The sequence below is a fragment of the Salifodinibacter halophilus genome, assembly GCA_012999515.1.
Lineage (GTDB): Bacteria > Pseudomonadota > Gammaproteobacteria > Nevskiales > Salinisphaeraceae > Salifodinibacter > Salifodinibacter halophilus.
On the sequence record JABEEB010000001.1, the window covers coordinates 126738 to 139320 of the forward strand.

Annotated in this window: 13 protein-coding genes; 11 read left to right on the forward strand and 2 right to left on the reverse strand. The window is 61.3% G+C overall.

The genetic code is table 11. The features are described 5' to 3' along the window. Position 1: 1 nt before the first annotated feature. Both HKX41_00590 and mnmA read right to left on the reverse strand, forming a co-directional pair. Positions 2 to 637: a DUF489 family protein gene (locus HKX41_00590; protein NNC22656.1), complete on the reverse strand. Its 636-nt coding sequence runs from the start codon at positions 635 to 637 to the stop codon at positions 2 to 4. Beyond that, the gene (gene mnmA / locus HKX41_00595) at positions 634 to 1764 is read right to left on the reverse strand and encodes a tRNA 2-thiouridine(34) synthase MnmA (protein NNC22657.1); all 1131 of its coding nucleotides are present in this window, start codon (positions 1762 to 1764) and stop codon (positions 634 to 636) included. Before mnmA ends, HKX41_00590 begins: the two co-directional genes overlap by 4 nt. A gap of 272 nt (positions 1765 to 2036) precedes the next feature. On the opposite strand from mnmA, the gene fabD reads away from it, so the two are divergent. The 11 genes from fabD (at position 2037) to recQ (ending at position 12563) form a co-directional block, all read left to right on the forward strand. Then, positions 2037 to 2963, forward strand: a complete 927-nt coding sequence (gene fabD, locus HKX41_00600) for an ACP S-malonyltransferase (protein ID NNC22658.1) — start codon at positions 2037 to 2039, stop codon at positions 2961 to 2963. Between the two features lie 41 nt (positions 2964 to 3004). After that, a complete protein-coding gene (gene fabG / locus HKX41_00605) occupies positions 3005 to 3751 on the forward strand; it encodes a 3-oxoacyl-ACP reductase FabG (protein ID NNC22659.1) in 747 nt (248 codons plus the stop codon). A gap of 110 nt (positions 3752 to 3861) precedes the next feature. Further along, complete coding sequence (acpP, locus tag HKX41_00610; protein NNC22660.1) at positions 3862 to 4101, forward strand: acyl carrier protein; 240 nt, start codon at positions 3862 to 3864, stop codon at positions 4099 to 4101. Positions 4102 to 4175: 74 nt separating this feature from the next. Then, positions 4176 to 5417 carry a beta-ketoacyl-ACP synthase II gene (gene fabF, locus HKX41_00615; protein NNC22661.1) on the forward strand — a complete coding sequence of 414 codons (1242 nt, stop codon included), beginning with the start codon at positions 4176 to 4178 and terminating at the stop codon, positions 5415 to 5417. 74 nt (positions 5418 to 5491) lie between these two features. After that, positions 5492 to 6826: an aminodeoxychorismate synthase component I gene (locus HKX41_00620; GenBank protein ID NNC22662.1), complete on the forward strand. Its 1335-nt coding sequence runs from the start codon at positions 5492 to 5494 to the stop codon at positions 6824 to 6826. Next, complete coding sequence (gene pabC, locus HKX41_00625; protein NNC22663.1) at positions 6819 to 7670, forward strand: aminodeoxychorismate lyase; 852 nt, start codon at positions 6819 to 6821, stop codon at positions 7668 to 7670. Before HKX41_00620 ends, pabC begins: the two co-directional genes overlap by 8 nt. After that, complete coding sequence (gene mltG, locus HKX41_00630) at positions 7663 to 8694, forward strand: endolytic transglycosylase MltG (protein ID NNC22664.1); 1032 nt, start codon at positions 7663 to 7665, stop codon at positions 8692 to 8694. Before pabC ends, mltG begins: the two co-directional genes overlap by 8 nt. After that, positions 8691 to 9341, forward strand: coding sequence for a dTMP kinase (locus HKX41_00635; protein ID NNC22665.1), 651 nt, complete (start codon positions 8691 to 8693; stop codon positions 9339 to 9341). The genes mltG and HKX41_00635 overlap by 4 nt, the downstream gene beginning before the upstream one ends. Continuing rightward, positions 9338 to 10321, forward strand: coding sequence for a hypothetical protein (locus tag HKX41_00640; protein ID NNC22666.1), 984 nt, complete (start codon positions 9338 to 9340; stop codon positions 10319 to 10321). Before HKX41_00635 ends, HKX41_00640 begins: the two co-directional genes overlap by 4 nt. Positions 10322 to 10324: 3 nt before the next feature. Continuing rightward, on the forward strand, positions 10325 to 10690 hold the full coding sequence (locus HKX41_00645) for a pilus assembly protein PilZ (protein ID NNC22667.1): 366 nt from the start codon (positions 10325 to 10327) through the stop codon (positions 10688 to 10690). A 64-nt stretch (positions 10691 to 10754) separates the two neighbouring features. Continuing rightward, positions 10755 to 12563 (forward strand): DNA helicase RecQ, encoded by a 1809-nt coding sequence (gene recQ, locus HKX41_00650; GenBank protein ID NNC22668.1) that lies wholly within the window; start codon positions 10755 to 10757, stop codon positions 12561 to 12563. Positions 12564 to 12583 lie beyond the last annotated feature (20 nt).

Here is a 12583-nt window from a genome sequence, read left to right on the forward strand (position 1 = left end):
ACTAACTAAACCGTGTATGGACGCGCTCCAACGCGGCCAGCAGCGCGCGCCGGCGTAGAAATAGACTTGGAAAACGGCCACCGCACTGGCGCCAGAGGATGCCGCAACGCACGGCTGCCAGTAATTGCAGGCGGACATAGGGCAGGATCTCGCTATCGCCGAGATAGTCGCGGTTGCCCTGTAAGACGATGCGTGGCCGCAATGGGCTGATGTTGTTCTGGTATGCCGTGTTGAGGATCGCCGTGGCGTTGGCCGGCGGCGCGACCTTGGCACGGTCGATGGCTACCGATAGATTGCTCAGCGTGCTGTCGTCGTGACGTAGCTTGCTGGCGAGTTTTAGCACCTGGCCGATATAGCGCGCGATGCGCTTGTCATCGTTTTTCGCACCGTTGTCGTTTTGCTTGCCCGTCAACTGACGCCGGACATAGGCCAGGCCGTCTTTTAAATTGCCGGTCTCGCCGAAGACTTCACCCACCGTCTCGGGGTTAGTGGCGAAAATAACCTGGCGCGCGACATAGTGGCGTGCCGCGTAGCCGCCGCCAGCCACGGCAAGTTCGTGCGCGTAGAGGGCGAACTGGCATACCCCCGCCAGCGCGAGTATTTGGTCACCTAATACGTCTTGTTGGGCATCATTCATACAGTGGCTCGACCCGGCGTTGTGTCAGTCTCGACGTGCTCGATCTCGGCTGCGCCGAGGCAGCGCTCGTGGTCGTAGAAAACGACGTATTGGCCTTCGGCGATCGAGCCCGGGGGGCGGTCGAAGGTTACGTTGAGCGCGTTGTTGGCAAGTGGTTCGACGCGACAAGCGACAGCTGCTTGGCGATAACGCACCTGGGCCGTGCATTTGAAGGCCCGGGTCGGCGCGTCGATCAACCAATCGCAAGCACTAGTGGTTAATTGTGTCGCGGTCAGTCGCGGATGGTCCGGTTCCTGGGTCACCCAGAGTGTATTGTCGGCCACGGTTTTGTCGGCGACAAACCAGGGACTGGGTTGGGCGCCGGCTACGCCGCCGAGCCCTAGGCCGCGACGTTGGCCCACGGTGTAGGCATGCAGGCCACGGTGTTCGCCGATCAATTGACCATCGAGGGCACCGCCACTGACTCGAATTGGGCCTGGGTCAGTGTTTAAGTAGTTGCGCAGGAAACCTTCGAAATCACGCTCGCCGATAAAACACACGCCAGTGCTGTCGGGTTTGGCGTGGACGTCGAAGCCGGCGGACCGCGCACGCTCGCGCACCTCGGATTTGACCATGTCGCCGAGCGGAAACAGTGTCCGGGCGAGCGTAGTCCGCGGCATCGCGGCCAGGAAATACGATTGATCTTTGCCAGGGTCGCGGCCGCGAAAAAGTGCCGGTTCGGCATCCGCGCTTCCCACACGGGCGTAGTGGCCGGTTGCCACGCGGTCGGCGCCAAGCCGCAATGCGTAGTCGAAAAAGACACCGAATTTGATTTCCCGGTTGCACAACACGTCCGGATTCGGCGTCCGGCCAGCCTGAAGCCGGTCGAGGAAATAGCTGAATACGCGCGCTTTGTAGTTGGCCGAAAAATCCGCACGGTGGAGTGGGATATCTAGCTGGCGGCACACAGCAGCGGCATCATCGAAATCGGCGGCGGCCTGGCAGCGTCCGGTTTCGTCCTCGTCCCAATTGAACATGAAAAGCGCTTCGACGTCGGCGCCGGATTCAACCAGCGTTAGCGCTGCAACAGCGGAATCCACGCCGCCCGATAGGCCGACGATGATCTTTTCGCGTGGTTGGGTAGTAATCGGCTCGGTGGCTCGGTTCAACGCGGGTTATCGTCTGACCGCATGGCGGTCGGATGGGTGTTACGTGTGATTATGAGTCACGTTCGACGAACCCGCCAAGCGTTGAAACAAGCGAAGGCGGATGGAGTGCTTGCAATCTTTTGCGCTGCAAGCCGCTAGCTTGATCGCGATCTACACCACGGACAAAGGTTGTATAGCGAAAGCCGCGCGCCTCGCGTATCCTGCGCGCCAATAACGCTTTGCGAGGAACATTAAAAACTTTGCAGTCCGTGATGCTATTCCCGGGCCAGGGGGCACAGTCCGTCGGCATGCTCGATGACTTGGCGTCGGACCATGCCGCTATTGGCCAGACACTTGATGAGGCCAGCCAGATACTCGATTACGATGTGGCCGCGCTTATTAGCGAAGGTCCCGCGTCGATCGTGGATCAGACGGTTTATACTCAGCCTTTGATGCTGGCGGCAGACGTGGCGATTTATCGTGCATGGCTGGCCGCCGGTGGGCAGAAGCCGTCATTCGTGGCCGGCCACAGCCTGGGTGAGTACGCCGCGCTCGTGGCTGCCGGCGCGTTGTCTTTTGTCGAGGCGCTGTCAGTTACGACACGGCGTGCGCAGGCAATGACCGACGCTGTCGCCGACGTGGAAGTCGCGATGGCTGCAGTCATTGGTCTCGACGACGCCAGCGTTGAAAGCGTCTGTAACAGCGCGGCTGAGGCGAGCGGTGAAATCGTTTCGCCGGCTAATTACAACGCACCGGGGCAGGTCGTTGTTGCGGGTCAGGCCGGTGCCGTGGAAAAAGCCTCAGAACAGGCACGCGAAGCCGGCGCGCGTATGGTGCGGCCAATTGCGGTCAGCGTGCCGTCACATTGCGCGCTGATGCGACCCGCGGTGGCCTCACTCGAGGCGGCGCTCGACGCGACCGAGCTGGCGACACCCGACATCACGGTGTTGCACAACGTCGATGCGGCATCGCGCAGCGAGCGTGCCGATATCCAGCGCGCACTCGTCGAACAACTCTGGCAGCCGGTGCGCTGGGTAGACTGCGTCGAGCGTATGCGTGACGCTGGCGCGAATATGTTTTACGAATGCGGTCCGGGGCGCGTGCTGGCCGGCCTGAACAAACGGATTGATAAGACACTGGACACAGTCTCGCTCGGCGATGCAAGCGCGTTCGACCGCGCTGTGCGTGAGACTGGCTGACGGACTCGAAAAGGGACGACAAGGTGAGAAACGCAACCAACTTGAGCCTCGATGGCCGTGTTGCGCTCGTTACGGGCGCGACGCGCGGTATTGGCGCGGCTATAAGTGACCGGCTGGCGGCCAATGGGGCGTGTGTGATCGGAACGGCGACGCGCGCAGAGGGCGCCGAGGCGATTGGTGCGCGCTTGGCTGACGCTGCTGCACCGGGCGCTGGTTACCAACTCGATGTTGCCGATCCGGCTAGTGTCGAGGCGTTGTTCAAACAGATCAAATCAGACATTGGTCTGCCGTCGATCGTGGTCAATAACGCCGCGGTAACGCACGATGATCTGGCGATGCGCATGTCGGAAGAGGACTGGTCCAGCGTAATCGAAGCGAATCTCAGTGGTGTTTATCGAGTCTCGAAAGCCGCGTTGCGCGGTCTTATGAAGGCCGAGAACGGTCGCATCGTCAACATTTCATCGGTTGTCGGCCAAACGGGCAATGCGGGCCAGATTAATTACAGCGCGGCCAAGGCTGGTCTGCTCGGTCTAACGCGCTCGTTGGCGCGGGAGGTTGGCTCGCGCGCGGTAACCGTGAACGCGGTCGCCCCGGGTTTTATCGATACCGATATGACGCAGGCGCTGGATGCAGCCACGCGTGAGCGCATGCTCGACCAGATCCCGCTGGGCCGCCTGGGCGCGGCTGACGAAGTCGCCGACGCGGTGTCGTTTCTGGCCTCACCGGCGGCTGGCTACATCACTGGCGAGACGTTGTCGGTCAATGGCGGCCTGGATATGGGCGGCTGATCTTGGCGGGCTTTGGCAAATTTATCTAGAATGACGCGCTGTTTTATGGCGGAATCCAGCAGTGCGCTGGTCAATGGGCAATATCCCTTGCGAATCGAAAGGAGAACGCAATGAGTAGTGTTGAAGAACGAGTGCAAAAAATCATCGCTGAGCAATTGTCGGTCAGCGACGATCAAGTGACGGGTAGCGCAGGCTTCGTGGATGACCTGGGCGCTGACTCACTGGACACGGTAGAACTCGTCATGGCGCTCGAAGAAGAGTTCGATATGGAAATACCCGACGAGGAAGCTGAAAAGATCACCACAGTTCAGCGTGCTATCGACTACATCAAGTCCAACGCGTCCCAATAGGTTTTATTCGATAGACTTTTCTCTTGGCCGATCGCTGCGCGCGGTCGGCGATAATGGATTCGCAGGGGCGTGAATTGAGACAAAAGCGCGTAGTCGTCACCGGTGTGGGGATGGTGTCGCCGGTTGGACTCGATGTTGAGTCGAGTTGGCGATCGTTGGTCGCCGGTCGCAGCGGCATTAGTACGATCGATACGTTCGATGTCGACAAGTTTCCAACACGGTTTGGTGGTCCGATCCGTGGTTTCGATCCGACCGACTATATGCCCGCGAAGTCGGTTAAGCGTTTTGATCCGTTTGTGCACTACGGTGTAGCGGCCTCGGTGCAAGCGCTCCGCGACAGCGGTTATCCATTGGATGAGGAACAAAACGACCGTGTCGGGGTTGCCGTCGGTTCCGGTATCGGTGGCATTGGGACGATCCATAACACTTGCGTGTCGTTTCATGATGCCGACTCCAACCCCAAGAAAGTGTCGCCTTTTTTCATCCCGAGCAGTATTGCCAACATGGCAGCGGGTCAGGTCTCGATCCAGCTTGGCTTGAATGGGCCCAATATTGCCGCGGTCTCAGCTTGTACCACCGGCGTTCATAACATCGGCCTGGCGGCTCGTATGATCGCGGCCGGTGATGCTGACGCCATGGTCGCCGGTGGCTGTGAAATGGCGGTCAACCCGATTGGGCTGGCCGGTTTTTGTGCGGCCAAAGCATTATCCTCGCGCAACGACGATCCGGCCGCAGCGAGCCGGCCGTGGGATGCCGATCGCGACGGGTTTGTGCTCTCCGATGGTGCCGGCGTCGTGATGTTGGAAGACATCGACAGTGCCCGTGCTCGCGCCGCGCCGATCTATGGCGAATTGGTCGGTTTTGGAATGAGTGCGGATGCACACCACATCACCATGCCGAGTGGGCACGGCGCCCGCCAGTGTATGAGCAACGCCATCCGCGATGCGGAAATCGATCCCGCGCGCATCGATTACATTAATGCGCACGGCACTTCGACGTCGGGCGGTGATGTGGTTGAAAGCGAGGCGATCGAATCGGTGCTTGGCGATGCCGCGCACGATGCAGCCGTGACTTCGACCAAGTCTATGACTGGCCATATGCTCGGCGCCGCCGGGTCGGCAGAGGCCATCTTTACATTGTTGGCGATGCGCGATCAGATCGCGCCACCGACCATCAATCTGGAGACACCGGACAAAGGCTGTCGTCTCGATTATGTTCCGGGTCAAGCACGCGACATGACCATCGACTACGCGTTGTCCAACTCGTTCGGTTTTGGTGGCACCAACGGTAGTCTGGTGTTTCGCCGCGTCTATTGACTCGCCTGGATCCTACTGACCACACCACGGCAACAGCGAGTGGCAACGATACGCGTGTGAAACAACGCGACGATATTAGTGTGCGTCGTGTAGCGGCCGATGGCATCGATCTCGCCGCGTTAGCGGCCGAACGCCCGGACCGTTATCCCTTCGTTTTCGAATCTAGCGCCGGCGCGGTCGCGCAGAGCCGCTATGACCTCGCACTCGCGTTTCCGGACGACGAAGTTACCGTCGATTCGCCGGTACGCGATGGCGCTGAATTTTTCGCACAACTCGGTACCGGGTGTGGCAACGTCGACTCGTTGCCCGGCGTGCCGTTTATCGGTGGCTGGTTTTTCTATCTCGGCTACGAAATGGCCGGGGCCGTCGAGCCGAGTCTGTCGCTACCGGCAACCGATTCGAGCATGTGGCCCGACGCGTTCGCGGTTCGCTGCCCGGCGGCTATTGTCCATGATAGACAAACCGGCGCCGTCGATCTGGTCTGTGAAACGCCGGACGACGGGCGGCTTGCGGCAATGGCTGCCGACGTGGCCGATACGCCGCCCCTTGAGGCGCCGTCTTCGATCGATGCCGAATGGCGCGAACAGCCGCCGTCTGACTATTGTGCGGCGGTCGACAAGGCCCGCGACTATATTCGCGCCGGTGACATTTTCCAGGCTAACCTGTCGCGCGCTTGGCACGGTCGACTGGCGCGTGAAACCGCACCGGCTGAACTGTATGCCGCTCTGCGTGCCGCCAATCCGGCGCCGTTTTCGGGGCTGTTGCAATGGCGTGACAATGCGCTGATCTCTACTTCGCCCGAACGTTTGACCTCGATCGACGATGGCATAATCCAGACGCGGCCGATTGCCGGCACACGGCCGCGGCGGCCGGATGTCGATCAAGACGCTGTCATCGCCGATCTGCTCGCGAATCCCAAGGAGCGTGCCGAGCACGTGATGTTGATCGACTTGGAGCGTAACGACCTGGGGCGTGTATGCACGCCTGGATCCGTTGCGGTCGATGAGCTTATGGTCGCCGAGTCTTATGCGCGCGTGCACCACATCGTGTCGAACATACGGGGCGCGCTGGCGCCGGAAGTTCGTTATGGCGATGCACTACGCGCGGTGTTCCCGGGCGGTACGATCACGGGGTGTCCCAAGGTGCGCTGCATGCAGATTATCGCCGAATTGGAAGCCGAGCCACGTGGGCCGTATACCGGCACTTTTGGTTATGTCAGCCGGTGTGGCCGACTGGATTCGAATATCGTCATTCGCTCGATCAGTCAGCGTGGGCGTGATCTCACACTTCGCACCGGGGGCGGTATCGTGGCCGACTCGAGCGCAGAGGCCGAATTGGCCGAAACCCGCGCCAAGGCCCGTGGTGTGTTGAACGCGTTCGCCGCGCATGGTGAATGGGTGGATGGGTAGCGAAGCCGACCGCCAAGCCGAACCGTCGGCTGGCGCATCAACATTAGTCGACGGGCATTGGTCCGACCGGATTCCGGCCGATGATCGGGGTCTAACCTATGCCGACGGCATATTTCGGACGCTGACCGTGGCGGCCGACAAGCCTATTGCCTGGCGTGCCCAGTATTGGCAACTCGCGGTCGATTGTTCGGCGCTGGGTCTGCAAGTGCCTGCTGAAGAAGACTTACGTGCCGATCTGGTGAAACTTTTCGCCGACTCAACCGGCGGTGTGGCGCGCATCACGGTGACCCGCAGCGGCGGCGGGCGTGGCTACGCACCACCCGCCGACGCCGGTATTCGTCGCATTGTTACGGCGTCGCCGTGGCCAGGGCACGCGGCGGACAATCAACCGCTGGATCTGTCCATATCGGATATCGCACTCGGCATTCAGCCGGCTCTGGCCGGGATCAAGCATCTCGGTCGGCTGGAGCAGGTGATCGCGCGCGCGGCGTGCCAGCGTGCCGGCGTGGCCGACCTGGCGATGTGTGACGCCGAAGGTTGGTTAGTCTGTACCACGATGCGTAATCTTTTGTTCGTGGATGCCGATGGCGGTGTAACCACACCGGCATTAACCCGCGCCGGCGTGGCGGGCGCGACACGTGCACGCTTGCTGGCTGAACTCGGCGATTCGGTCGCCGAAACAGATATTCGGCCGGGTGATCTCGACGGTTTTGTCGGCGCGATTGCGACCAACAGCGTCACTGGGGTGAGGCCGGTCACCCGTATCGGCGTCAAACATTTCTCTCAAAGCCAGGCTTTCGCCGAGCGTGCGACCGTGATGCTGGCACGAAGTGCTGATGCCTAAAAAACAGAAACGCCGCGGACAGATCTGGATCGTTGCCGGTGTCGCGGCTGTGCTCGCCGGCATCGTGCTGGCGCTGGTTGGCGGCGCGGGCTTTGATGCGTATCGCCTGCTCACCCGGTCGGCGGCGTTGGACAAGCCGGCGCTGATCAATGTCCCGCGCGGCGCCAACTGCGCCAGTGTATCGCAGCGTCTAAGCGATGCCGGTGTCTTCGCTGCAGCGCGGGCGCGTTGGTATTGGCGCGCATATGGCCGACTATCGGGCGAATGCAGTCGCATCAAAAGTGGCCACTATCGCGTCAAGCCGGAGCAGACGCCGCGCGCCGTACTGGCCGCTTTGGCTGCTGGGCAAACGGCGCGCACGCAACTCACGATCGTGCCGGGACGACGGTTCCAACAACTGTTACACAAAATCGAGCGCGATCCCGACATCAAGCACACGCTAGCCGACAAATCGCCGAAACAGGTTATGGCGGCACTTGGCCATGCGGACCGGACCCCGGAAGGCCGTTTTTTGCCGGATACGTATCGCTTCCCGGTGGGGACAACCGACCGTGCGCTTTTGCAACGCGCTTACCAGGCGATGAACGAATTCCTGGATGATGTGTGGCCGAAGCGCGCTGATAACGCCGTGGTTAAAACCCGGTATCAAGCGTTGATTCTGGCCTCGATCATCGAAAAGGAGACTGGTTTGGCGGCCGAACGTAGTCGGATTGCCGGTGTGTTTAGCCGCCGAATGCGTCGGCAAATGCGTCTGCAGAGCGACCCGACGGTCATCTACGGTCAGAAGCTATTCGATCAGGAACTCACGCGCGCTGATTTGGAACAGGACACGCCGTTTAACACCTACGCGCGCGCCGGCCTGCCGCCGACGCCGATCGCCACGCCGTCGCGCGCGGCGATCCGCGCCGCGCTGCATCCGGCGCCAGGGGATGCAATGTATTTCGTGGCCAAGGGGGGCGGCCGCCACGTGTTTTCCAAGACACTCGCCGGCCAGCGCGCGGCGATCCGGAAGTATCGAAAATGACGGAGACAAACGATCGCGAAGCGACGCCGCGCGGACGGTTTATCGCCCTGGAGGGCGGTGAAGGTGTGGGCAAAAGCACACAGGTCGCCGAAATCAGCGCTTGGCTGACCGCCCGTGGCTATGAAGTGGTCACTACCCGTGAACCCGGCGGCACGCCGCTTGGCGATGATATACGCGGTGTGTTGATGACCGATTACGCAACGACGATGCCGGCAACGAGCGAACTGAGTCTGGTCTATGCGGCGCGCGCGGCACACCTGGCCGAAGTTATCGAGCCGGCGCTAGCCCGTGGCGCATGGGTTGTCTGCGATCGGTTCAACGATGCCAGCTATGCCTATCAGGGCGCCGGTCGGGGGCTGGGCGAGTCCACGGTCGATGCATTCGACCGGGCCGTTGTCGGCGACCGACAGCCAGATCTGGTTTTTATTTTCGACCTGTTGCCCGCTGATGGCCAGGCCCGTGTCGAGCTGCGCGATCACCGTAACCGTTTCGATAATCAACGTTTGGTGTTCCATGAGCACGTGCGCCGGGCCTATCTCGCGCGGGCCGAAGCTGCGCCCGAGCGCTACTGCGTCGTCGATGCCAATGGATCGGCCGAGGCGGTAACCACCGCGGTGACAGAAAAACTGGCCGAGTGGGTCCCATGAGTCAGACACCGGCCGGAACGTTGCCCTGGCAGCAGACGATTCGGCGACAAATGGCCGAGGCGATTGCGGTCGGTCGCTTCGGGCAGGCGGTGTTGTTCACAGCCACGCCCGGGGTTGGTGTCGACCGGCTGGTCAACGACGTCTGCATGGCGTTGTTGTGTCGTCAGCCAGAGTCCGTGGGCTACGCTTGCGGCGCGTGTGCTGGCTGCCGATTATATGCTGCCGGCACGCATCCGGATCTTACGACCCTGGTCCCGGCCGAGGTTGGCGGTGAAATCAAGGTCGACCAGGTGCGTGCGTTTGCCAATACACTCCGGTTGACGCCGCAATATCCAATGGGGCGGCTTGGCTGGATCGCACCACTGGAGCGGTTAAACCGAAGCGCAGCCAACAGTGCGCTCAAGATCATCGAAGAACCGCCCGTCGGTAGCATAATCGTGGCGGTCAGCGAGCGGCCGTCGGCCATTCCGCCGACGATTGTCAGTCGCTTCACGGTCTGGCGCTTGGCGCCACCGACATCGGAAGCCGGACGCGACTGGCTGGACCAGCAGGGTTTGGCGTCCGCTGCGGTCGATCGTGACAGTCTGCGTGCACCACTCGCCGTGGCCGAGCGCGCGGATACCGATTCCACCGCGTGGCTCGAGCGCTGGGATGCGGATCTGGCACGCCTTTTGAGTGGGCGTGCCAGTGTGTCCGGCGTGGCCGAGCGGGCGAGTGATGCTGCGCCCGCCTTCTGGCTCGACTGGTTGGCCCGACGCGTTAACGCCATACTGGAACATCGACTCGGCGTTACCGATGGTGTCGACTTGCCGCCGCGTCTGGCTGCGCTGACCGAAACTGGGGCACTGGCCGACTGGCAGGCGCTCGCCGAACGGGTCGCCGAAACGGGGCGTTTTCGCTACAGCAACGCCGATTGGCAACTCGTCATGGAGTCGGTACTGTTGCGAATCGAGGCAATGGGTCGGCAGTCGAACCGATAACCGATGGCTGTTCAATCGAACATTTCCGATAGCTGTGGCGTCATCCACGTGGACATTGCCGACCAGAATGAACTGTTCGAGGCATATATGCCGTTTATCCAGAACGGTGGCGTGTTCGTACCGCGCAGCGAGGTTGCCGGGCAAAGCTATACACTCGGCGATGAGCTCTTTGTGTTTCTGCAATTGTTGTTCGAAAACGAGCGCCTGCCGGTGACTGGCAAGATTTGCTACATAGCGCCGCATGGCGGGCAGTCGCCGGCGGGCGTCGGCGTCCAGTTCCTGGCTAAGGATGCTGGTCAAACCCAGGCGCGTATCGAGGCCTTGCTCGCCGAGCAGCCTCATGTGACGCGTCCAACCAAAACGCTGTAGCTCGGCGATTGACTGAACGCGTGACAGACCGCGATGGATATTACAGTGGTCGCGTGACCATCTGATGGACGACGCGACGCACACCGAGCCGGGGGCGATCCTCGAGCGCGTTTTCGGCTTTTCCGAGTTTCGCGGTCGGCAGGCCGAGATCGTCGACACGATTGTCGGCGGCGACGATGCGTTCGTGTTGATGCCGACGGGCGGTGGTAAGTCGCTCTGCTATCAGATTCCCGCACTGGCGCGCACCGGTGTTGGGGTTGTGGTTTCGCCCTTGATCGCACTGATGAATGATCAGGTCAGCGCTCTGGCTACGCTGGGCGTGCGCGCCGAAGCACTGCACTCGGGCCTGGATAGCGCACGCCGCACTGAGATCGAATCGGCGATGCTGGCCGGTACGATCGATTTGGTTTATATCGCCCCTGAGCGCCTGATGAGCCAACGCATGCTGGCGCTCATCGCGGATGCACCGATTGCCCTGTTCGCTATCGACGAAGCGCACTGTGTATCGCAGTGGGGCCATGATTTTCGGCCGGAATACCGGCGTTTGGCCGAACTGGCGGATCGTTTCCCCGCGGCACCGCGGATTGCGTTGACGGCGACAGCCGATCCCACCACGCGTGACGAAATCGTTGAGCGCCTGCGGTTGGCCAATGCACCGCTCTATATCCATAGTTTCGACCGGCCGAACATTACTTACCGCGTTAATGAGCGTGGCAACGCCCGCGCCCAATTATTGTCGTTTATCCGCGACGAGCATCTCGGCGAGGCGGGTATCGTCTATTGCTTGTCACGCCGCAAGGCTGAAGAGACAGCCGATTGGCTGGCCGGCCGCGGCGTCGATGCGCTGGCCTACCACGCCGGGTTATCGGCTGAGGTCCGCCGCACCAATCAGCAGCGATTTCTGCGCGAGGACGGTGTGGTGATTTGCGCGACCATTGCTTTCGGCATGGGGATCGATAAACCCGACGTGCGTTTTGTCGCCCATCTCGATCTGCCGGCTAGTATCGAAGCCTACTATCAGGAGACTGGCCGCGCCGGTCGCGACGGCTATCCGGCCGATGCCTGGATGGTCTATGGCCTAAATGATGTCGTTCAGCGTCGGCGCATGATCGAGCAAGGCGAGGCTGTGGAAGCCCGCAAACAGATTGAGCGCCACAAACTCGATGCCATGCTGGCCTATTGCGAGCAGGTCAGTTGTCGGCGGATTGCGCTACTTGCGTATTTCGGCGAAACCCGGGATCAGCCCTGCGGCAACTGCGACACTTGTTTGTCGCCGTTAGCCACTGTGGATGCCACGCGGGAAGCGCGGATGATGCTCTCGGCCGTCTATCGAACCGGTCAGCGCTACGGTTTCGGTCTGGTCATCGATCATTTGCGCGGCGCGGTTGGTGATGATCCGCGCCAAGCGAATTTCAAAAAGGAATCGACGTTTGGTATAGGCACTCACCTGAGTACGCGGCGCTGGCGTGCGGTCGCCCGTTACCTGATCGCGCATGGTTATCTCTACGCTGATCCCGAGCGCAGCGGTGGTCTGCGGCTTGCGGGTGAATCGCGGGCGGTACTCCGCGGCGAGCGTCGGGTCGAACTCGCACTGGATCGTGGTCAGCAGAAATCGGGGAATCGCAAAGCCGATAAGCCGCCGATTGAGCTGGAAGACGAGCCATTGTGGGAAGCTTTGCGCACCCGGCGGCGTGAACTGGCCGACCGCGACGACGTGCCGGCTTATGTCGTGTGTAGCGACGCGACACTCGCCCACATTGCGCGCCAACGCCCGACCGACATCGGCGAATTGGTAGAAGTGCCTGGCATCGGCGATCACAAGGCGTCCCGCTATGGTCGTGCCATCCTCGATGTCGTGGCTGGGCAGCGCTGACGCGCCTGCTAAACTGACCA

What these genes read in the sequence shown, in the direction of transcription:
- HKX41_00590 (NNC22656.1), bottom strand. Translation starts at nt 637, where the DNA reads ATGAATGATGCCCAACAAGACGTATTAGGTGACCAAATACTCGCGCTG.
- fabD (NNC22658.1), top strand. Translation starts at nt 2,037, where the DNA reads ATGCTATTCCCGGGCCAGGGGGCACAGTCCGTCGGCATGCTCGATGAC.
- acpP (NNC22660.1), top strand. Translation starts at nt 3,862, where the DNA reads ATGAGTAGTGTTGAAGAACGAGTGCAAAAAATCATCGCTGAGCAATTG.
- pabC (NNC22663.1), top strand. Translation starts at nt 6,819, where the DNA reads ATGGGTAGCGAAGCCGACCGCCAAGCCGAACCGTCGGCTGGCGCATCA.
- mltG (NNC22664.1), top strand. Translation starts at nt 7,663, where the DNA reads ATGCCTAAAAAACAGAAACGCCGCGGACAGATCTGGATCGTTGCCGGT.
- HKX41_00635 (NNC22665.1), top strand. Translation starts at nt 8,691, where the DNA reads ATGACGGAGACAAACGATCGCGAAGCGACGCCGCGCGGACGGTTTATC.
- HKX41_00640 (NNC22666.1), top strand. Translation starts at nt 9,338, where the DNA reads ATGAGTCAGACACCGGCCGGAACGTTGCCCTGGCAGCAGACGATTCGG.
- HKX41_00645 (NNC22667.1), top strand. Translation starts at nt 10,325, where the DNA reads ATGGCTGTTCAATCGAACATTTCCGATAGCTGTGGCGTCATCCACGTG.
- recQ (NNC22668.1), top strand. Translation starts at nt 10,755, where the DNA reads ATGGACGACGCGACGCACACCGAGCCGGGGGCGATCCTCGAGCGCGTT.